The organism is Mycobacterium triplex, assembly GCF_000689255.1.
Classification (GTDB): Bacteria; Actinomycetota; Actinomycetes; order Mycobacteriales; family Mycobacteriaceae; genus Mycobacterium; species Mycobacterium triplex.
The window spans coordinates 1,025,974-1,045,934 of record NZ_HG964446.1; the positions used below are offsets into that span (position 1 = coordinate 1,025,974).

A 19,961-nucleotide genomic window follows, 5' to 3' on the forward strand; every position below is an offset into this window, starting at 1 on the left:
TCACTGACGTGACCCGATGCCAAGCCGGTTAGCTTGCGCCTGCCGCGATCACCTCGTCCACTTCGAGGGCCCGGGCGGCCATCTCGGCGTGGGCCTTGTCCAGCGCCTCGGCCTGATCCTCATCGGCCTTCATCAGCGCCTCGATGTCGAAGCCGCCCATGTCGAGGACACCCATGTCCGAGAAGGCCTTCTGAATCTTGTTGCCCCACAATCCGATGTCCTTGACGATCGGCACGATGCGGCTGAACAGGTGCGAGCGGAACTGGATCATGATCGGCGAGTTGTCGACCCATTCCGCGCACTCCTGGACGGGGAGGCCGAGGGTTTCGAAAACTTCCTCACCGCGGAACCGGTCGCGCATCAGGTAGCAGGCGTCCACGACGAACTCTTCCCGCTCGTCTCGCTCGGCTTCGGTCAGACCGGCGTAGAAGTCCTTCAGCGAGATCCGGCCGAAGGCGACGTGCCGGGCCTCGTCCTGCATGACGTAGGCGAGCACTTGCTTGGCCAGCGAGCCCGGCGCCGCCAAGTCACGCTGCACCCCGAAGGCCGCGAGCGCCAGCCCCTCGATCAGGACCTGCATGCCGAGGTAGGGCATGTCCCAGCGCGAGTCGCGCAGGGTGTCGTCCAGTAGGGCGGTCAGGTGCTTGTTGATCGGGTAGACCAGGCCGACCTTCTCCTGCAGGAACCGCGAGAACGTCTCGACGTGCCGGGCCTCGTCCATGGTCTGGGTCGCCGCGTAGAACTTCGCGTCCAGGTCCGGGACGACCTCGACGATCTTCGCCGCGCACACCATCGCGCCCTGTTCGCCGTGCAGGAACTGCGAGAAATTCCAGGCCTGGGCGTGCTGGCGCATCTCGGCGCGACGCGATTCGTCGGCGTCGTTCCACATCGGGCTGTTGAACAGCGGATGGAACTCGTCGGGCAGCCCGACCGGGTTCATCGGGTCGACGTCTTGGTCCCAGTCGATGCGCAATTGGGCATCCCACTGCTTGTCCTTGCCCTTTTGGTAGAGGGAAAGGAGCCGAGCGCGGCCCTCGTCGTACTCCCACGTGAAGCGGGCGTCGCCGCCGCTGGGGACGTCCCACGAATACGGCGTGGGTACCTCGGTGTATTTGTCTCTCGTGGTCATGAGCTGCCGCCTCTCGCCGGTGCGACCAGTGGTCATGTGATGGCTATCACAGTGCGCTGCAATGGGCGACGCCGTCAACCCTGCCGACAGTGTCAGCGGTCGACACGCGGCACACGCGTAGTCGGCTACCTCAAATGTCAGTGGATGCGGGCGCTGCCGCCGAGGCCGATCTCGAGGACGCTTCCGGTGATGACGCCGGGGTCGGTGACCAGATACAGCACTCCGCGACTGACGTCCTCGGGCTGCAGCCAGGGCTGGGGGATGGGGTTGGCTTTCATCATCCGGCGCACCAGATCGTCGGGGATGTCGTCGCCGCCGGCTGGCTGCACCATCGGTGTCTGCGTCGTGGTCGGGCAGACGACGTTGATCGTGATGCCCTCCTTGGCGACCTCTAACGCGGCGGACTTCGCCAGGCCGATGACACCCCACTTGGTGGCGTTGTATGCGGCCAACTCGGGGATGCCCATGCGACCGCCCATCGAGGAGGTCACGACGATCCTGCCGAATCGCTGGCGGCGCATCACCGGTATCGCGGCCCGCAGGGTGTGAAATGCGCCGGTCAGGTTGGTGTCGATCAGCTGTTGCCAGACCACGTCGCTGACGTCTTCCAAGAGCCCGGTGCTGACGATGCCGGCGTTGGCGACGACGATGTCGAGGCTGCCCATGTCGGTGACCGTTTGCGTGATCGCGGCGCCGACCGCGGCCGAATCGCGCACGTCCACGGTGAGCGGTAGGCAACGTCGGCCCAGCTCTGTCACGAGCTTGGCCGTCTCCTGTAGGTCGTCCTCGGTGCCCAACGGGTAGGTCAGTTCTGCCATCGCATCGGGGGCGTCGGCGAGAACGATGTCGGCTCCCTCGGCCGCCAACGCCAGTGCGTGTGCGCGTCCCTGTCCTCGAGCCCCGCCGGTGATCAAGGCTACGCGTCCATCCAAAGCACCCATAGCGGTAGAAGCTACCGGCAGACGTCAGGGGAGACGCTTGCAGGTCTGCGGTGTGTCATGAAATCGGTTGCTGTGGGCTATCTTTCGGCCTGGCTACCGGCTGCTGGTGCTGCCGCCACTGCTCGAACTGCTCGAGCTGCCGCCGCTGCTTTCGCTGCTACTCGAGCTACTGCCGCTGCTGGAGCTGCTGCCGCTGCTGCTTTCGCTGCCGCTGGAGCTGCTGCCGCTGGTCGAGCTGCCGCCGCTGCTCTCGCTGCTGCTGCCAGAGCTCCCGCCGCTGCTGAGGCTGCTTCCACCGCTCTCGCTGCCGCCGCTGCTGCCGGCAGGGCTGCCGCCACTGGGGGTTTCACCTCCGGTTGGCCCGCCCGCGCTCGGGGTTTGACCGCCACCGGTTGTCGGGCCGGCGCTCGGGCCCTCCCCGCCGCTGGTAGTCCCGCCGCCCGAAGGCACACCAGCCGCGGGTGGCCCGCCGGCGGCGGGCGGCGTACCGCCCGGGTTGTCGCCGCCGCTTGTGGGCCCACCGCCGGCTGGTGTACCACCGCTGGTTGGTCCGTTGCCGGTCGGGGTTTGACCGCTGGCTGGCGTGCCACCGCTGGTTGGTCCACCCGCGCCGGCTGGCGTGCCTCCGCTGGCTGGTGTGCCGCCACTGGTCGGTCCGCCCGCGCTGGGGGTTTGGCCGGCGGCTGGCGTACCGCCACTGGTCGGCCCGCCGCTGCTGGGGGTTTGGCCGCTGGCTGGTGTGCCGCCACTGGTCGGTCCGCCGCCGGGGTTGCCGCGGACAGGGCCCGGGCCGCCCGACGGCCCGCCACCGCCCGAGTTAGGCGGAGGGCTTTGCCCCGGCGGAAGTCGGTGCGGTGGTGGCGACTTCGGCGGGACATAGATGGGCGGCGGGGCCTCGACCACGGGCGGACTCGCCGGAGGGTTGGGCAGCTGAATCGGCGGTCGGGGAACCGGTGCGATCGGAGGGAGGAACACCGGAACGGGGATGTCCGGCGCGGCCGGCGCCGGGGCCGCTGGAGCCACAACGGGCGGAGCCGCGGGGACCGCAACGGGCGGGGCCACGGGAGCCACAACCGGCGGGGGCGCGGGGGCAGGAGCCGCCGGCGGCGACGGGACTCGGGGTGGGCCCAACGGCGTCGGCGCCACCATTTTCATCGCAACCGCTCCGGGTGCAGGCAACAGCGCCTGCTGCACGGGCGCGATGATGCCCTGGATCGGGGCGGGTAACGAACCGGCCGCCGTTTGGATGCCCAGCGACAGGGCGATCTCTAGGGCCAACGCCGCGCTGAAGCCGGCTGCTGCCACGGCGCTTCCGACCAGCAGGCCGGGCCGAGAGCGGGGCTCGCTGTCGTCCGGAGCGTCGATGGCGACCGTTGGGGCACTGGCCTCATCGTCGTCCACGGCGCTGTAGGCAAGGTCGTCCTCGCCGAGCTCGGCGTAGGTGACGCTCAAATACTCGGGAAGGGCGGATATGTCGACCGCGCCGGTGCCGGGGTCTTGTGCGTAGGCAAACGCGGCGGTCGGCGACGCGAGCGCATTCGCGGACGCCAGGGCCGCGCCTCGGGCCAGCGCCGTCTCTGGTTCTTCCGGCACGTTGACGATGAGCGACGTCGCCTCGGCTAAACGCTGCCTGATCGGTGCGATGTCGACACCGGACCCGACCACAAACAGGCCGCCCGGCGGTGTCGGCAGCTCGTCAAGACCGGCGACCAACTCCACCAGCTCCGCGGTGACCCCGGACCCGATGTCCAACTGCTCGTTGTGGACGTCGTCGACCGAACCGTCCGAGGTCTCGACAACGGCCAGCGTCGCGGTGTCGGGTTCGACGAACAACACTGCGGTGCGCTCGTAACCCATTGCCCCGCCGACAGATTGGGTCAACGCGGCCGCGGCGACGAATGCCGAGACGAGCAAGACGTTCTCGATCTTGTGAGCGGCCAACGCGTCGCGGAGAACCGCGGCTTCGAGCTGGTCGGTGCACGCCACCCCGATGGAGTCCAGTTCGAGTCCGGCGCCGGCCGCATCTTCGCGGCTGCCCATGATCGCGGCGATCACCCGGTCGGAGGCGCTGACGGTGGGCGAGTCGTCGGCAGCGGTGATCGGAAACTCGTTCTCGTCGATCGTTAGGCCGTCGGCGTTTTCGCCCTGCAACATCACCATTTGAACCGAGGTCGGCGCCATCGAAACTCCGAGCACGATGTCCATTGCCCACGCCTCCCGACATCGCGGCAGCCGGCCATGGGTTGGACGGCAAGAGCCGCGCGGACTCGATCGTCGCTGGGGAAGCTGTGTCCGGGTCCTACGGACGCTAGGTGCGCGCTGTGCGTTTTCGGCTGGTTTGGGTGGACCGTTGTTTGCTCGCCACACAGGAATGTACGGAATCAGCAACGACCCTGGACGTGTCGCGCGACGAGGGCTGATCAGTAGGGCTTACGGACCTCGACGAGCAGCCGCGTGGGATGCGCGACGAACGACCCCTCGGCCTCGATCCGTTCGTGAAGTTCACGCAGCCGGTCCCGATAGCGCTCCACGGTGAAGTCCGGCACCGTCCAAACCACCTTGCGCAGGAAGTAGATAACAGCGCCGATGTCGAAGAATTCAGCCCGTTGCCGCTCCATGCGCAGATCCACGATCTGCAGGCCTGCAGCCTGTGCCTGCGCCCCCACGGTGTCCGGGTGAAGCTCGGCCCATTTCTCCGGCTGCGGCCCGATGAAGTATTCGACCAGCTCGCGCATCGTGGCGGGTCCGATGTGCTGCGCGAAGTAGGTACCGCCCGGCCGAAGCACCCGACGTATCTCGGTCCACCACACGGAGATGGGATGACGAGTGGTCACGAGGTCGAACGCTTCATCAGCGAACGGCAACGGCGGCTCATCCCGGGTCGCCACGAGCACCACGCCGAGCGGATGTAAGCGTTTGGTTGCCAGGGCCGCGTTCGGGGGCCAGGTCTCGAGGGCCGCCATGGTGGGTGGAAATGGTCCCGCGCCGGCTAGCACCTCCCCGCCTCCGGTGTGAATGTCCAGCGCTGCCGACACCGTCGCCAAGCGACTGCTCAGCAACCGCTGGTAGCCCCAGGACGGTCTTTCCTCGGTCGCGCGGCCGTCGAGCCAGGAGAAGTCCCAGCCGTCAACGGATACAGAATTGGCTTCGGCCACCAGATCTTCGAAGGTTCGAGACATACATTGCCTTTTCGTCAAAGTGTCGATCGAACGTCCTGGAACCGATGGTAGGCATACCTGTGACGATCCTTTGGCGCGACCTCAGATTCCGTCGAGTGGCATGTCCGAACTGCTCGACATGGTGGCAACGAGACCCTGAAACTCTTGGGTAGCGGTGTGCGAGCGTAGGAGCAATCCCGGAGGGTCGAAAGCAATGAGGCATGCAAGCTATGTCATCGCCTCCACTCCTCGGTCAGGTAGCTCGCTTCTGGCGGCCGGCCTCGCCGCGACTGGGGTGGCCGGGCGGCCCGAGGAGTACTTCACGCCGGACTACATCGGGTCGTACAAAGAAGATTTGAACCTGCCGGTGGATTGCTCATGGGACGAATATCTGGCGAAGGTTATGACATTCGCGGCGACGGAGAACGGTGTCCGGGGCGTCAAAATTCATTGGCGGCATGTCGTCGCGCTCGCGCACGCGATGGGTTTGCAGGGCGATCCTGGGCTCGTTCTCGACATGCTTTTTCCGGCAACAGTTTTCGTCAATATCGTTCGTGCTGATCGGCGCGCGCAGGCCATATCGCTGTTTCGTGCCGAAACGACCGGTGAGTGGTTTCGTTCTCACCGCCCGTCGAGGAGCGCGAACCGGTGGGGGCTCTACCTGGCCCGAGCCACACCCGGCGAGGTCTCGGCCGATCTCACCGGCGTGGCACCGACATACGAGCAGATAGTCGAGATCGAGAGGAGCCTCGACGCCGAACAGGCAGCGTGGACCAATTACTTCACCACTCGGGCTCTTGAGTTTATGGCGGTCAGGTATGAAGAGCTCGACGCGAACTATTCCGGCGAGATTGCGCGAGTCTTGCAGTTCCTTGGCGCTGATCCCGCCCACGCCGCCGGCTTGCCCAAGCCTCCGCTTGAGCGCCAGTCCGACCACATCAACCAAAGCTGGCGGCGACTAGTTGATCGTCAGCACCGCCGCAAGTCGACGCCGAAATGATCCGGTCCCGTGCGTATCAGCCCGCGTCCGGGTCGGGCTGAGAAACACCGTGGGGACGCCAACGCCGGTCCCGCGGAGTTCCTGTCGGATCTAGCTGGCCTTTCGTTGAGCCGCGCGTATTCGAGCGACGTCGATGTTGGGATCGGTAGCAACACGCTGGGGGTCGACTTACCGCGACGAGGTAGTTCGGACCACCCGATGGAGTTCCCATGAAGATTGTCGCCGCGGCACTGGCCGGTCTGGTGGCCGGCGCATCGCTGACCGCGAGCACCGCCCACGCGGACATGACGGCCGGGCCGGTGCAGGCCCATTTCTATCCGCTGCAGCCGCCGTCGGGTCCCGTTGTCGACCCCGACCCGGTGGTGGCGGTGCAGAACTTTCAGGCCCACATCGCCGATCTGCACGACAATTGGGACGCCCTCAGCCCGGACGAGCGGAATCGGCGGCTGAAGGTCCTGCAACAGGAGGCCCCGCTGATCGAGGCCGAGACGCGCAATCTGCCGCCGGGTCAGCAGCTGCAGGTCGAGGGCATGCTGTTGTCGGCGATGTTTCAGCTGACCGATCTTCTCCGGCGGATGCGATAGAGCGACGTCGCCGGTAAACGTGGAGCCGATGACGGGAATCGAACCCGCGTATTCAGCTTGGGAAGCTGATGTTCTGCCATTGAACTACATCGGCGCGGTTGCCCAAGAAGGCTAGCACCTAGGGGCCAGACCAGCCGCGACAGTCGAATGCCGACGCGGCAGTGCGGTTATCCCGTCAAATTTAAAATGCTCACATTTATTCTTTCGTTATCATGCCGTAATGTGCCCTGCGTGGGTCGGCACAGATTAGCCAAGAAGCGCCGGAAGTCGCCGGTAGTCCTGGCAGCGCTGCTGGCCCCGGCTGCGGTGTTCTTCGCGGTGGGCGGAGACGTCGGCCCATTTGTCGCCCCGGCAGCTGCCAAGTCCGTTATTGGTGATGTCGCGCCGAGCCGTATGGAAATCGTCGCGGCGGAAGCGAATTTGCCGCACAGCGCGGCCCTCCTGGGTGCCCCCGAGCGCCAGCCGGTCGCATCGAGGTATCACGTCCGATCCCGCTTCCTTCCCGCCGGGCTCGCGCCGGAGCAGGGCCTGCAGGTGCGCACCATCCTGGCTTCTCGCGCGATCACTGCGACGTTCCCCGAGATTCACGAAATCGGCGGTGTCCGGCCGGATTCGCTGCCCTGGCATCCGCTGGGCCTGGCGTTGGATGTGATGATCCCGAATCCTCAGAGCGCGCAGGGGATCGCGTTGGGCAACGAGATCGTCGCGTACGTGCTGAAGAATGCGCATCGATTCGGCATCCAGGACGCGATCTGGCGTGGCGTCTACTACACGCCCAACGGAGCACAAACGAGCAGGCTCGGCCACTACGACCACGTTCACGTCACGACGACCGGAGGCGGCTACCCCAAGGGCGGCGAAATGTATCTCGCCGACTGAACGCCGGACTGGGCAACAGATAGGCTCGTCGCGTGCTGCTCTCCGATCGCGACCTCAGGGCTGAAATCACCTCCGGCCGGTTGGGCATCGACCCGTTCGACGACAGCTTGGTGCAGCCGTCCAGCGTCGACGTTCGCCTCGACAGCATGTTCCGGGTGTTCAACAACACCCGCTACACCCACATCGACCCGGCCAAGCAGCAGGACGAACTGACGAGCCTGGTGGAGCCCGCAGCAGGGGAGCCGTTCGTGCTGCACCCGGGCGAGTTCGTGCTCGGCTCGACCCTGGAGCAGGTCGCGTTGGCCGACGACCTTGCCGGGCGTCTGGAAGGGAAGTCATCGCTGGGCCGGCTGGGCCTGCTGACGCACTCGACCGCGGGCTTCATCGATCCCGGCTTCAACGGTCACATCACTCTCGAGCTGTCCAATGTCGCGAACCTGCCGATCACCTTGTGGCCCGGCATGAAGATCGGGCAGCTGTGCATTCTTCGTTTGACCAGCCCGGCCGAACACCCTTATGGCAGTTCACAAGTCGGCTCGAAGTATCAAGGCCAGCGTGGGCCGACGCCCTCACGGTCCTACGAGAACTTCATAAGGTCTACATAGCTTCGAGAGCGTGACCGCACGGGTTTTCTGCGGGATTATTAGATAGTCAATGTGATTTCTCCTCCGCCCGGGCACGGCCCGGCTGGCACCAGCTTTGGAGGGGTTGGTTTTGGATATTGTGCTCGGTGTTTCGATCGCACCCACTTCGGTCCAGATGGTTCTGGTTGAAGGCGAGAACGCCGACGGCGCCTTGGTCGAAGAGGATCAGTTCCCCCTCGCCGCGGCCGATGACACGCAACCCACCGCCGTTCCCGACCGAGTGATCTCCGCCATCCTGGGCACCCGTGAAGGCGCGACCGATGCCGGGATGGAGCTGTCCTCGATCGGCGTGACGTGGACCGACCAGCTGCACGCGGCCGTGCTCCGCGACGCGCTGACCGCGTACAAGCTCGAGAACGTGATGCTGGTCTCGTCATTCCTGGCTGCCGCCGCATTGGGCCAATCCGTCGGCGGCGCAATGGGTTACGACACCACAGCAGTACTGTTCGTCGAGCCCGCCACCGCGACGCTGGCCGTCGTCGAGACTTCCGACGGCTCCATCACCGATGTCTACAAAGAGCAAATCGTCGCCGATACCTACGACGAGGCCACCGCTCAACTGGCCGGGATGATGTCCTGGCTCGACGAGCTGGACCTGCCTCCCGGCGGCGTGTTCGTTGTCGGCTCGGGCGTCGACATCGGACCGATCAAACCGGCACTGGATTCCGCGACCTCACTTACCGTGAGCGCGCCCGAAGAGCCCGAGACCGCGCTGGCCCGCGGCGCGGCGCTGGCATCGGCCAACGCACCGCTGTTCGCGTCGTCGACCGCGGCGCTGGCGTACGCGCAAGACCCGGGTACCGGTGCCGTCCATCCGAATGCCGGACCCGAATACCTTGGCGTGTCCTACGTTTCAGATGCGACGCTGGGCCGCGACGAGCTTGCCTACAGCCTGGTGCCGGACGACGACGCCGATGCCCCGACGGTCGTCATCAATCGATCCGATCTCCTCGATTCGGAGGAAGACCAACCTCGCCGCAGGCCGGTGCTTCTCGTCGGCAGCGGGATGGCGGTGATCGCCATCAGCGCCGTGGTCGCACTCGAGATCGCGCTGGCGATCGGCATCCGCACCACCAACGTGGCCGTGCAGCCCAGCCCGAACCAAAACCTCATCGTGCCAACCCAGCCGGCTCCCGCGCCGCCGCCGGTTGAGGCGTCCGTCGCGAAGCCGAAGATCGTCCTGCCCGCGCCCGCGGCGGCGCCCCAGCCGTTGCATCCGGCCTTGGCGGCACCGCCGCCGGCGGCCGCGATCCCCGCGGCTCCGCCACCACCGCCCGCGGCCCCTCCACCTGTTGCCCCGGCGGTGCCGGTTCCGGTCGTGGTTCCGGTTCCGGTTGCGGTGCCTCAGATCCGCGTGCCTGCTCCGGATTGGCTGATGAGTCCGCCGGTGATCCAGGCGCCACCGCGGCCGTTGCCACCGCCGGTGGTGGTACAGCAACCGCCGCCCGTGCATATCCCCGAGCCGCCGGACTCGGTGCCGCAGTCACCGCCGCACCAAACCCCTCCGGAGACCGGCCCGACCAAGCCGAATGGTCCGGGTGGTCCTGCTGGCGGCCATGTTCCGTCGCCTGGTTCTGGTTCGGGTGGCGCTAACGGCGGCGGTCCGGGCGGTCTTCCTGGCTCGGGTCCAAGGTGGTGCTGGTGGTGGGCATGTTCCGTCGCCTGGTTCGGGTTCGGGTGGCGTTAATGGTGGCCATGGCGGTGTTCCTGGTTCGGGTTCGGGTGGTGCTGGTGGTGGGCATGTTCCGTCGCCTGGCTCTGGCTCCGGTGGCGCTAACGGCGGCACTCCGGGCGGTGGACCCATCAGTGGTGGGTCTGGTCACGGTGGCGGTCCGATCGGTGGCGGTCCTATCGGCGGCGGCTTAGGTGGCGGCGGTCCTGTCGGTGGTGGCGGTCATGGTGGTGGTCCCATTGGTGGTGGTCCGGTCGGTGGTGGCGGCCACAGCGGAGGTGGCCCGATCGGTGGTGGTCCGGTCGGTGGTGGCGGCCACAGCGGAGGTGGTCCGATCGGCGGCGGTCCCATCGGCGGCGGCCTGGGTGGTGGCGGCGGTCCGATTGGTGGGGGACACAGCGGCGGCGGCTTGGGTGGCGGCGGCAACCTCGGTGGCGGCGGCCACAGCAGCGGCGGTCTCGGTGGCGGTGGCGGTGGCGGCCACAGCAGTGGCGGCGGTCACAGTAGCGGCGGTGGTGGGTCCCACCATTAGCCGGGTGCGCGGCCCGTCGGCAGGTCGTTACCGCTCCTAACGAAAGTGCAGTAGTGTCGAAGCGTCTGGGCGAGTCAAGAGCTGGCCACGCTCGTTTCAACCAGAACTCGTAACGCCCAGCTAATCCCGGATCTTTGAATTCGCGCTGCTGCGGCGATAAAAGACCCGGATGGGCGGCCAAAAAGTGTGCTGCACACGCGATTTGGCCGCAAGGGAGCGAACTGACTCGGGGGAGTTAAACGCGATGGTGGGCATCGTGTTGGGCGTCTCGATGGCGCCAACGAAGGTCCGCATGGTGCTCGTCGAAGGGGAAAGCGCCGACGGCGTCACCGTCGACCAGGACGACTTCGACGTCGCCGGTGATGCGGCGCCTTCCAGCGCGCCTGCTCAGGTGATCTCGGCGATCTTGGGCACTCGCGAAGGCGCCATCGAAGGCGGCTTCCAGCTTCTCTCGAGCGGAGTGACGTGGACCGATCACATCGAGGCTGCCCTGCTGCGCGATGCGCTGATCGCCCACAAGATCGAGAACGTCATGCTCGTCTCGGCCTTCATGGCCGCGGCCGCCCTAACCCAGGCGGTCGGCGACGCCACTAACTACGCGCGTACCGCGCTGCTGTTCGTCGAGCCGTATACCGCCACGTTGGCCGTGGTCAACACCGCCGACGGGTCGATCACCGACGTCCACCGCCGAGTTCTTGCCGACGACGAAGACCAGGCGGTGAACGAACTCGTCGAGATGGTCTCCGGTGCTGAAACGCTGCAAACCCAGCCGCAGGGTGTGGTCGTCGTCGGTTCGGGCGTCGACATCCCTCTGATCAAACCCGTTCTGGAAGCCGCGACTTCGCTCAATCTGTCGGTACCTGACGAGCCGGCGCTGGCCCGGGGTGCGGCGCTGGCGTCAGCGAATGCGCCATTGTTCGCCTCGTCTACCGCGGCGTTGGCCTATGCGCTCGACCCCGGCACCGGCGAGGTCGACCCGTTGGCGCTCGCCGGACAGTCGCCGGGACTGCTGCCCGGCTATCTGCCGGACTATCGGGCCACTCCCGCACCCGCCGCCGTCGTCGGGGAAGGTCGGGCCAATGTCGCCTACAGCGCCGTGCCCGATGACGACGACGACCAGACCGGCACCGGTCTCGACGAGGCGGCGCAACGTCGCAAATCGATTCTGTTGGTGGGCAGCACTCTGGCGGTCATCTTCATCACCGCGGTGGTGGCACTTGAGATTGCGCTGGCAATCAGCATCCGCCCGACGGTCGCCTTGAGGCCTGATCCCAACGAAAACATCGTCGTCCCAACGCATTCCGCGCCCGCCCCGCCACGGGCTCCGGCTCCGAAGCCGAGGGTCGCGGCGCCGGCGCCCGTCGCGGTGCCCCATCCGATGAACGTGCCGGCCCCGGTCCCGGCGGCTCCGCGGGTGCCCGTCGTCGCGCCGCCGGTTCCGGTCATCATTCCTCCGATCGTTCCGCGGGTGCCGATTCTGCGGCCTCCGGTGCCGCGCGGACCCTTCGGCGGAGGGCCCGGTCCCCGTGGCCCGTTCGGCGGGCACGGTCCGTTCGGCGGGCACGGTCCCTTCGGTGGCCACGGTCCGTTCGGTGGGCACGGTCCGTTCGGCGGGCACGGTCCGTTCGGTGGGCACGGTCCGTTCGGTGGCCACGGTCCCTTCGGCGGTGGTCACGGCCCGTTCGGCGGCGGCCATGGATTCGGCGGCCACGGATTCGGCGGATTCGGTCATCACTAGCCGCCTCGCCCCACGCGACTGCAGCCGAACGCGCGTAAAGTCGGGTCGCTAGGGGAATACAGGGTGGGGACTCACGCCGTCTCGAGGTAGCCGGAGCCTGCGATGACGACGTCCTCCACGGCACTGTCTAGCAAATGACAATGGAGGGGCATTGGACACCGTACTTGGTGTGTCGATGGCGCCGACGGCAGTCCGGATGGTTCTTGTCGAGGGCGAAAATGGCGATGGCGCCACCGTCGACGAAGACAATTTCGACGTCGAGTGCGACGACGATGCAGCAACGACTAGCGCTGCGGATCAGGTGGTCTCGGCAATCCTGGGAACCCAGGAGGGTGCCGCGCAGGGCGGCTACCAGCTGACGTCGACGGGGGTCACCTGGACCGATCCCGTCGAGGCAGCCGCGCTGCGCGATGCGCTGGCCGCGCACAAGGTCGAGAATGTGATGTTGGTCTCGGCGTTCCTGGCCGCGGCAGCGCTGGCGCAAGCGGTCGGCAACGAAACCAACTACGCGCAGACGGCGCTGCTGTTCATCGAACCCGACACCGCGACCCTGGCGCTCGTCGACACCGCCGACGGGTCGATCGCCGATGTGCACCGCCAGCCGCTGCCGGAGGACGACGACGCCGCCGTGGCACAGCTGGCCACGATGGTCTCCGAGGCCGAGTCGCTGGATACCCGCCCGGGTGCCGTGTTCGTCGTGGGCTCCGGCGTCGATGTTCCGCTGATCAAGCCGGCCTTGGAGGCCGCGACGACGCTGCCGTTGGCCATGCCCGAGGAGCCCGACACCGCGCTGGCTCGCGGTGCCGCCCTGGCGTCGGCGCACGCGCCGTTGTTCGCCTCTTCTACCGCCGCGCAGGCCTACGCGCAGGACCCCGGCACCGGTGCCATCGACCCATTCGCGGTTGCCCCCGGATATCTCGACAACCCGGATTCCGGCGACGGTGCGCTCGCCTACAGCGCCGTTCCCGAGGACTATGCCGACGCCTACACCGGCGAGCACACCGCCGCCACCGCGCTCACCGACTATCCGGAGCGCAGGTCCTTTGGGCTGGTAGGCAGTGCGGTGGCGGCGATCTTCATCGTCGGCGTGGCGGCGCTGGTCGTTTCGCTGGCCGTCGCTATCCGGCCCACGGCCGCTGTGAAGCCCGTTCCGAGTCACAACATCGTCGCCCCAGCCACACCGGCGCCGGCGGCTCCGGCTCCGGCACCCGCAGCTCCCGCACCGGCTCCGGCGCCTGAGGCCGCCCCGATTCCCGCTCCGGCGCCGGTTCCTCAGGCACCCGCTCCGGCCCCGATTCCCGAGGCTCCCGCGCCGGTCCCGGTCCAAGTGCCGGATGCACCCGCGCCAATACCCGACGCGCCCGCGCCCGTGGCGCCGATTCCCATTCCGATCCCGCTACCGATCCCTCCGGTCATCGGCGTGCCGGGCGGGCCGATAGGTCCCGGCGGCGGTGGATTCCCGAACAACCCCGGCCACGGCGGTGGATTCCCCAACAACCCGGGCCACGGCGGCGGATTCCCCGGTGGCGGCCACGGCGGTGGGGGCGGCCTCCCCGGGTTCCCCGGTGGTGGTGGCGGTCACGGTGGTTTCGGCGGCGGCCACGGTGGTTTCGGCGGCGGCCACGGCGGGTTTGGACGCCATTAGGTCTTCGGGAGCCAGCTGTCACCTCCCGTTTGCCTCCCGCTTAACGGAGCGATGCAGTTAGCTCATCGCGGCCACCTACACACGGTTGTATGCGATGCACCGTCTTTGGCACCGGATACCTGGGTGCCACGCACGCAGTCGGGATGGCCGTCCTGGGACACGAGGTCGTCGGGGTCGATATCGACCCAGGCAAAATCGCCAAGCTGGCCGCCGGTGACATCCCCTTCTACGAGCCGGGCCTGCCAGAGTTGTTGACCGACAACCTGGCTGCCGGCAGATTGCGGTTCACCACCGATTACGACATGGCGGCCGACTTCGCCGACGTGCACTTCCTGGGCGTCGGCACGCCGCAAAAGAAGGGCGAATACGGCGCCGATCTGAGCCACGTCAACGCCGTCATCGACAATCTCGTACCCCGGCTGACCAGGCCGGCCGTGCTGGTCGGCAAATCGACTGTGCCAGTTGGCACTGCGGCCGAGCTCAGCGAACGCGCCGCCGCGCTGGCACCGGCAGGAGTCGACGTCGAGATCGCCTGGAACCCGGAATTCCTGCGTGAGGGACACGCGGTGCATGACACCTTGGAACCGGACCGCATTGTGCTTGGTATTCAGCAGGATTCGGTGCGCTCAGAGATAGTCATCCGCGAGCTGTACGCGCCAATCCTCGAAGCCGGTGTGCCGTTCCTCGTAACCGATTTGCAGACAGCGGAATTGGTGAAGGTATCGGCCAATGCCTTTCTCGCGACCAAGATTTCGTTCATCAATGCCGTCTCCGAGGTGTGCGAGGCGGCGGGTGCCGACGTCACGCTGCTTGCCGATGCGCTCGGTTACGACTCCCGCATCGGGCGCAAATTCCTCAACGCGGGCTTGGGTTTTGGCGGTGGTTGTCTGCCCAAGGACATTCGGGCTTTCATGGCCCGCGCCGGCGAGCTGGGCGCCAATCAGGCGCTGACGTTTTTGCGCGAGGTGGACAGCATCAACATGCGCCGGCGCACCAAGATGGTCGAGCTGGCCACCACTGCGTGCGGCGGTTCGCTGCTGGGCGCCAATATCGCCGTGCTCGGAGCGGCGTTCAAGCCCGAGTCCGACGATGTCCGGGATTCGCCGGCGCTCAACGTCGCCGGCCAACTGCAGCTCAACGGCGCCGCGGTCAACGTCTACGACCCCAAAGCCCTGGAGAACGCCCGCCGCCTGTTCCCGACACTGAACTACGCGGTTTCGGTGACCGAGGCATGTGCGGGCGCGGACGCAGTCTTGGTGCTGACCGAGTGGCAGGAGTTCACCAACCTCGACCCGGCCGATCTCGCCGACCGGGTGCGGGCCCGCGTCGTCGTTGACGGCCGCAACTGCCTGGACGTCGAGCGCTGGTCACAGGCGGGCTGGCGGGTGTTCCGGCTCGGAGCGCGACGTCCCTAGCACGCACCCCTGGCGAGTAGCCTGATTGCGTGGATTACGCGGCAGCCTTTCTCGACGAAAACCGCGCATTTTCGGAGCTTTTCCGCGATGTCGACGAATCGCTCCCGGTGCCGACCTGCCCGGACTGGCGCCTCAAGCAGCTGTTCCGCCATGTCGGCCGCGGTGATCGCTGGGCGGCGCAAATCGTGCGGGACCGACTCGACGGGCCGCTCGACGTCCGCAGCGTCGAAGGCGGCAAGCCGCCCCCAGATCCGGCCGGCGCGATCTCCTGGCTGCACGGCGGAGCACAACGCCTGCTCGACGCCGTTGAGCTGTCGGGTGTCCAGACGCCGGTGTGGACCTTTCTGGGTGAGCGCCCGGCGAACTGGTGGATCCGGCGCCGGCTGCACGAAACGGCGGTGCATCGCGCCGACGCGGCCCTCGCGCTCGGGCGCGAATTCACCCTCGAGCCCGCCGTCGCCGCGGACGGGATCACCGAGTTCCTCGAGCGGATCGCGATTCAGGCCGGCGGCAACGGCGCCCCGCTGCCGCTCGAGGAAGGCCAGACCCTGCACCTGCACGCGACCGACCCCGGGCTCGGCGAAGCCGGTGAATGGACGATCAGCGTCTCGGACGCGGGTGTCGCCTGGTCGCACGAGCACGGCAAGGGCAGTGCGGCGTTACGCGGCGGTGCCTGCGAGTTGTTGCTGGCGATGGCGCGCCGAACTCGGCTCGCCGACACCGGTATCGAGATGTTCGGCGACGACACCGTCTGGCAAAACTGGCTCGAGCGCACGCCTCTCTAGCAACGTCGGGGAAACGACATGCCGGGAAGTGGTACACGGTAATTTTTAGTCCATGACCACATCGGAGATTGCCACCGTGCTCGCGTGGTACGACGCTCTCGCCAGCGCGGACATCGAGACCTTGGCGGCCTTGTCCAGCGACGACATCGAATTGGGTGACTCGCACGGAGCAGCGCAGGGCCATGAGGCGTTGCGCAGGTGGGCCTCCTCCAACCGGGCGACCACCGAACTTGGTGAGATGTACGTGCACGACGGCGTCGTTGTCGCCGAACAAACGGGCGGCGCTCCCGGCGCCTTGGCGTTCCGCGTCGTCCACGACCACGTCACTTCGGTGTTCCGTCACCAGGACTTGGCGTCGGCGCTGGCCTCGACCGAGCTCACTCAGGCCGACCTCGTTACTTAAGGCATAGGAGCCCATACATGCGCGGAATCATCTTGGCCGGCGGATCGGGCACGCGCCTGCACCCGATCACGATGGGCATCAGCAAGCAGTTGCTGCCCGTATACGACAAGCCGATGATCTACTACCCGTTGTCCACGTTGATGATGGCCGGAATCCGCGACATTTTGGTGATCACCACCCCGCACGACGCTGCCGGCTTTCAGCGACTGCTCGGCGACGGCTCCCAATTCGGTATCAACCTCAGCTATGTCAAGCAGGAGAGACCCGATGGTCTGGCACAAGCATTCGTGCTGGGCGCCAAGCACATCGGTAACGACTCCGCCGCTTTGGTGTTGGGGGACAACATCTTCTACGGCCCTGGATTGGGTACTAACCTGAGCCGCTTCCAATCCGTCAGCGGCGGAGCCATTTTCGCGTATTGGGTGGCGAACCCGTCGGCCTACGGTGTCGTCGAGTTCGGCGAGGACGGGATGGCGCTGTCGTTGCAGGAGAAACCCGAAACGCCGAAGTCCAAGTACGCGGTGCCGGGCCTGTACTTCTACGACAACGACGTGATCGAAATCGCCAAGGGCTTAAAGAAATCCGATCGCGGCGAGTACGAGATCACCGAGGTCAACCAGATCTACCTCAACCGCGGCCGGCTGTCCGTCGAGGTACTGGCCCGCGGCACCGCGTGGCTGGACACCGGCACCTTCGACTCACTGCTGGACGCCAGCGACTACGTCCGCACCCTGGAGCGCCGGCAAGGTCTCAAGGTCGGCGTGCCCGAGGAAATCGCTTGGCGGCAGGGCTGGATCACCGACGAGGAGATGGCGACCCGCGCCCGCACGATGATCAAGTCCGGGTATGGCGGCTACCTGCTGGAGCTGATGGAACGGGGCTGAGCTCGGTCGGTTTGGCCAGCACCGCGGCGATCGCCGTGGTCAACGGCACCGACAGCGCCAGCGCTATGCCGCCGACCGCGGAGCGCACGAGTTCGATCGCCACGCTCTCGCTGATCAGCACGTCGCTCAGCGATCGGTTGGCGACGCTGAAGAGCAGCAGCAGCGGCAGCGAGCTGCCGGCGTAGGCCAGCACCAGCGTGTAGACGGTGCTGGCAATGTGATCGCGCCCCACCCGAATCGCGCTCAGGAAGATCGCCCGCCGGGACGTGTCGCCGCCGACGTGAGCGAGCTCGAAGACGGTCGAGGCTTGGGTCACCGTCACGTCGTTGAGGACACCCAGCGATCCGATGATGAACCCGGCCAGCAGCAGGCCGCTGATCGACACGCTGCCCAGATACGCGCTGACCGCAGAGTTCTGTTCATCCGACAGCCCGGTCAGATGTGCCAGTTCGATTGCGCCCCAAGATAATCCGGCGGCCAGCAGCAACGCCGACAGGGTGCCCAGCAGGGCGGCGCTGGTGCGCAAGTTGACTCCGTGCGCAAGGTAGATGACGACGTAGAGGATCGCAGCCGAAGCCACCAGAGCCACCGGAACCGCGGGTGCGCCGTCTCGCAGCGCCGGCAACAAGAAGACCACCAGTACGGCGAACGCGACCACGATGCCGACCAGCGCCAGCAACCCACGCCAGCGGGCTACCGCGACAATCACCACCGCGAACGCCAACGCCAGCCCGACCAGCGCCCAGCCGCGCTCGAAGTCGTAGAACGCGTACGTGGTGGCTCCTTGGGCGTCGACCTGCCGCACGACCCGGATGCGGTCATCGGGGTTGAACTGCGGCTGGCCGGGGCCCGGGGAGAACTCCAACAGTGTTTTGGCGCCGGCGTTCGGACCCGAATCGATCGCGACCACTGTCTGGACGCATCGCCCGGCGCCCGGCGTTCCCGGCTGCGGAGTCGTGGTGAGCACCTGACTGGCCGACGGGCTGCCGCAGTCGCCCAACCCGCTGGACAGCACGTGCGCGCGCTCGGTGCTCACCGCCCCGCCGGTCGCGCTCTGATACGGCATCGGGATGTCGACGTGCTGGCGGCTCGGCCACAGCATCGCCGCACCGGCGATCGCGGCGATCCCGATCGCAACCAGCAGCCCCACCACGATCTTGGCGGGCAGCGGCCCCAGCGGGGACGGTCCTGACGACAGGGTGTGCGAGTGCGAGTGGGTCACCCGCTCCACCGTAGAGGCGGCTTACTGCCGATAGGCGGTCAGGAAGTTGCCCAGCCGTTCGATCGCGGCGGACAGATCACGCGCCCACGGCAGGGTCACGATGCGCAGGTGATCCGGGGCCGGCCAGTTGAAGCCGGTGCCCTGGCCCACCAGGATCTTCTCCTGCAGCAGCAGGTCGAGGACCAGCTGCTCGTCGTCTTCGATGTCGTAGACCTCGGGATCCAGCCGCGGGAACGCGTACAGCGCGCCGTCCGGCTTGACGCAGGACACCCCGGGTATCTGGTTGAGCTTGGTCCACGCGACGTCGCGCTGCTCGAGTAGCCGGCCGCCGGGCAGCACCAGGTCGTCGATGCTCTGGTAGCCGCCGAGGGCGACCTGGATTGCGTGCTGGGCCGGGACATTCGGGCACAGCCGCATGTTGGCCAGCAGGCTGATGCCCTCGATGAAGCTGCCGGCGTGGTCCTTGGGCCCGGTGATCGCGAGCCAGCCGGCCCGGTACCCGGCCACCCGGTAGGCCTTGGACAGTCCGTTGAAGGTCAGGCACAGCACGTCCGGCGCGAGGGTGGCCAGGCTGATGTGCTTGGCGTCGCCGTAGAGGATCTTGTCGTAGATCTCATCGGCGAGCAGCATCAGCTGGTGCTTGCGCGCCAGCTCGACCATCTGGCTGAGTATTTCGCGGCTGTAGACGGCGCCGGTGGGGTTGTTCGGGTTGATCACGACCAGCGCCTTGGTGCGCTCGGTGATCTTGGACTCCATGTCGGCGATGTCGGGCTGCCATGCCTGCGTCTCGTCGCACAGGTAGTGGACCGGCGTGCCGCCGGCCAAGGACGTCGACGCCGTCCACAACGGGTAGTCGGGGGAGGGAATCAGCACCTGATCGCCGTTGTCGAGCAGGGCCTGCAGTGTCATCGTGATCAGCTCGGATACCCCGTTGCCGAGAAAGACGTCGTCGACGTCGAACCGCGGGAAGCCGTCGACCAGTTCGTAACGGGTGACCACCGCGCGCCGGGCCGGCAGGATGCCCTGCGAGTCCGAGTAGCCCTGCGCATAAGGCAGCGCCTGGATCATGTCGCGCATGATCACGTCGGGCGCATCGAAGCCGAACGGCGCCGGGTTGCCGATGTTGAGCTTGAGAATGCGGTGGCCCTCGGCCTCCAGCCGCGCAGCATGCTGGTGCACCGGGCCGCGGATTTCGTACAGAACGTCCTGAAGCTTGGACGACTGCGCGAAAGTCCGCTGCCGGTGGTGGCCGGGGCTGTGCACGGGCACCTGGTGAGTGGTCACGTCACCAATGGTGCCATCGTCGTCCACCGATTTTTGCTGATAGAGG

General features: G+C 67.0%; 19 protein-coding genes and 1 tRNA gene. 12 read left to right on the forward strand and 8 right to left on the reverse strand.

The window, feature by feature from the left end; all coding sequences use genetic code 11:
- Positions 1-28 precede the first annotated feature (28 nt).
- From BN973_RS04700 to BN973_RS04720, 4 genes are all read right to left on the reverse strand, one after another.
- The gene (locus BN973_RS04700) at positions 29-1,129 is read right to left on the reverse strand and encodes a ferritin-like domain-containing protein (RefSeq protein WP_036472040.1); all 1,101 of its coding nucleotides are present in this window, start codon (positions 1,127-1,129) and stop codon (positions 29-31) included.
- 137 nt (positions 1,130-1,266) lie between these two features.
- Positions 1,267-2,070 carry a mycofactocin-coupled SDR family oxidoreductase gene (locus BN973_RS04705; RefSeq protein WP_036466279.1) on the reverse strand — a complete coding sequence of 268 codons (804 nt, stop codon included), beginning with the start codon at positions 2,068-2,070 and terminating at the stop codon, positions 1,267-1,269.
- 93 nt (positions 2,071-2,163) lie between these two features.
- Positions 2,164-4,275: a DUF7159 family protein gene (locus BN973_RS04715; RefSeq protein WP_198048893.1), complete on the reverse strand. Its 2,112-nt coding sequence runs from the start codon at positions 4,273-4,275 to the stop codon at positions 2,164-2,166.
- A gap of 215 nt (positions 4,276-4,490) precedes the next feature.
- A complete protein-coding gene (locus tag BN973_RS04720) occupies positions 4,491-5,249 on the reverse strand; it encodes a class I SAM-dependent methyltransferase (RefSeq protein ID WP_036466281.1) in 759 nt (252 codons plus the stop codon).
- A gap of 193 nt (positions 5,250-5,442) precedes the next feature.
- Here BN973_RS04720 and BN973_RS04725 point away from each other — a divergent pair, with 193 nt between their 5' ends.
- Both BN973_RS04725 and BN973_RS04730 read left to right on the forward strand, forming a co-directional pair.
- Entirely contained in the window at positions 5,443-6,228 is a 786-nt protein-coding gene (locus tag BN973_RS04725) for a Stf0 family sulfotransferase (RefSeq protein ID WP_036466283.1), read from the forward strand.
- A 209-nt stretch (positions 6,229-6,437) separates the two neighbouring features.
- The gene (locus tag BN973_RS04730; RefSeq protein WP_036466284.1) at positions 6,438-6,812 is read left to right on the forward strand and encodes a hypothetical protein; all 375 of its coding nucleotides are present in this window, start codon (positions 6,438-6,440) and stop codon (positions 6,810-6,812) included.
- A gap of 20 nt (positions 6,813-6,832) precedes the next feature.
- Here BN973_RS04730 and BN973_RS04735 read toward each other — a convergent pair.
- A tRNA-Gly gene (locus BN973_RS04735) sits at positions 6,833-6,906 on the reverse strand.
- Between the two features lie 137 nt (positions 6,907-7,043).
- Here BN973_RS04735 and BN973_RS04740 point away from each other — a divergent pair.
- From BN973_RS04740 to BN973_RS32075, 4 genes are all read left to right on the forward strand, one after another.
- Entirely contained in the window at positions 7,044-7,691 is a 648-nt protein-coding gene (locus BN973_RS04740; protein ID WP_084163298.1) for a hypothetical protein, read from the forward strand.
- Between the two features lie 32 nt (positions 7,692-7,723).
- On the forward strand, positions 7,724-8,296 hold the full coding sequence (gene dcd / locus BN973_RS04745) for a dCTP deaminase (RefSeq protein WP_036466286.1): 573 nt from the start codon (positions 7,724-7,726) through the stop codon (positions 8,294-8,296).
- Between the two features lie 154 nt (positions 8,297-8,450).
- Entirely contained in the window at positions 8,451-10,022 is a 1,572-nt protein-coding gene (locus BN973_RS31975; protein WP_156959161.1) for a DUF7159 family protein, read from the forward strand.
- Positions 9,977-10,201, forward strand: a complete 225-nt coding sequence (locus BN973_RS32075) for a hypothetical protein (RefSeq protein ID WP_156959162.1) — start codon at positions 9,977-9,979, stop codon at positions 10,199-10,201. Before BN973_RS31975 ends, BN973_RS32075 begins: the two co-directional genes overlap by 46 nt.
- On the opposite strand, the gene BN973_RS32080 is transcribed toward BN973_RS32075, so the two are convergent.
- Positions 10,198-10,509, reverse strand: coding sequence for a hypothetical protein (locus BN973_RS32080; protein ID WP_198049003.1), 312 nt, complete (start codon positions 10,507-10,509; stop codon positions 10,198-10,200). The genes BN973_RS32075 and BN973_RS32080 overlap by 4 nt on opposite strands.
- A 274-nt stretch (positions 10,510-10,783) precedes the next feature.
- Here BN973_RS32080 and BN973_RS04755 point away from each other — a divergent pair, with 274 nt between their 5' ends.
- From BN973_RS04755 to rfbA, 6 genes are all read left to right on the forward strand, one after another.
- Positions 10,784-12,277, forward strand: coding sequence for a DUF7159 family protein (locus BN973_RS04755; RefSeq protein ID WP_036466288.1), 1,494 nt, complete (start codon positions 10,784-10,786; stop codon positions 12,275-12,277).
- A 151-nt stretch (positions 12,278-12,428) separates the two neighbouring features.
- On the forward strand, positions 12,429-13,922 hold the full coding sequence (locus BN973_RS04760) for a DUF7159 family protein (RefSeq protein ID WP_455429682.1): 1,494 nt from the start codon (positions 12,429-12,431) through the stop codon (positions 13,920-13,922).
- Between the two features lie 89 nt (positions 13,923-14,011).
- Positions 14,012-15,337: a UDP-glucose dehydrogenase family protein gene (locus BN973_RS04765; protein WP_036466289.1), complete on the forward strand. Its 1,326-nt coding sequence runs from the start codon at positions 14,012-14,014 to the stop codon at positions 15,335-15,337.
- 29 nt (positions 15,338-15,366) lie between these two features.
- Positions 15,367-16,122: a maleylpyruvate isomerase family mycothiol-dependent enzyme gene (locus BN973_RS04770; RefSeq protein ID WP_036466290.1), complete on the forward strand. Its 756-nt coding sequence runs from the start codon at positions 15,367-15,369 to the stop codon at positions 16,120-16,122.
- Between the two features lie 52 nt (positions 16,123-16,174).
- Positions 16,175-16,525: a nuclear transport factor 2 family protein gene (locus BN973_RS04775; RefSeq protein ID WP_036466291.1), complete on the forward strand. Its 351-nt coding sequence runs from the start codon at positions 16,175-16,177 to the stop codon at positions 16,523-16,525.
- Between the two features lie 17 nt (positions 16,526-16,542).
- Entirely contained in the window at positions 16,543-17,409 is an 867-nt protein-coding gene (gene rfbA, locus BN973_RS04780; protein ID WP_036466293.1) for a glucose-1-phosphate thymidylyltransferase RfbA, read from the forward strand.
- Here the strand turns inward: rfbA and BN973_RS04785 are convergent.
- Complete coding sequence (locus BN973_RS04785; RefSeq protein WP_036472045.1) at positions 17,360-18,631, reverse strand: YibE/F family protein; 1,272 nt, start codon at positions 18,629-18,631, stop codon at positions 17,360-17,362. The genes rfbA and BN973_RS04785 overlap by 50 nt on opposite strands.
- A gap of 21 nt (positions 18,632-18,652) precedes the next feature.
- Positions 18,653-19,942 (reverse strand): pyridoxal phosphate-dependent aminotransferase, encoded by a 1,290-nt coding sequence (locus BN973_RS04790; RefSeq protein ID WP_036466295.1) that lies wholly within the window; start codon positions 19,940-19,942, stop codon positions 18,653-18,655.
- Positions 19,943-19,961: the final 19 nt, after the last annotated feature.

Excerpts from the sequence above, each read along its gene's own strand:
- BN973_RS04700 (WP_036472040.1), bottom strand. The coding sequence starts at position 1,129 with ATGACCACGAGAGACAAATACACCGAGGTACCCACGCCGTATTCGTGG.
- BN973_RS04705 (WP_036466279.1), bottom strand. The coding sequence starts at position 2,070 with ATGGGTGCTTTGGATGGACGCGTAGCCTTGATCACCGGCGGGGCTCGA.
- BN973_RS04715 (WP_198048893.1), bottom strand. The coding sequence starts at position 4,275 with ATGGACATCGTGCTCGGAGTTTCGATGGCGCCGACCTCGGTTCAAATG.
- BN973_RS04720 (WP_036466281.1), bottom strand. The coding sequence starts at position 5,249 with ATGTCTCGAACCTTCGAAGATCTGGTGGCCGAAGCCAATTCTGTATCC.
- BN973_RS04725 (WP_036466283.1), top strand. The coding sequence starts at position 5,443 with ATGAGGCATGCAAGCTATGTCATCGCCTCCACTCCTCGGTCAGGTAGC.
- BN973_RS04730 (WP_036466284.1), top strand. The coding sequence starts at position 6,438 with ATGAAGATTGTCGCCGCGGCACTGGCCGGTCTGGTGGCCGGCGCATCG.
- BN973_RS31975 (WP_156959161.1), top strand. The coding sequence starts at position 8,451 with ATGGTTCTGGTTGAAGGCGAGAACGCCGACGGCGCCTTGGTCGAAGAG.
- BN973_RS04755 (WP_036466288.1), top strand. The coding sequence starts at position 10,784 with ATGGTGGGCATCGTGTTGGGCGTCTCGATGGCGCCAACGAAGGTCCGC.
- BN973_RS04765 (WP_036466289.1), top strand. The coding sequence starts at position 14,012 with ATGCGATGCACCGTCTTTGGCACCGGATACCTGGGTGCCACGCACGCA.
- BN973_RS04775 (WP_036466291.1), top strand. The coding sequence starts at position 16,175 with ATGACCACATCGGAGATTGCCACCGTGCTCGCGTGGTACGACGCTCTC.
- rfbA (WP_036466293.1), top strand. The coding sequence starts at position 16,543 with ATGCGCGGAATCATCTTGGCCGGCGGATCGGGCACGCGCCTGCACCCG.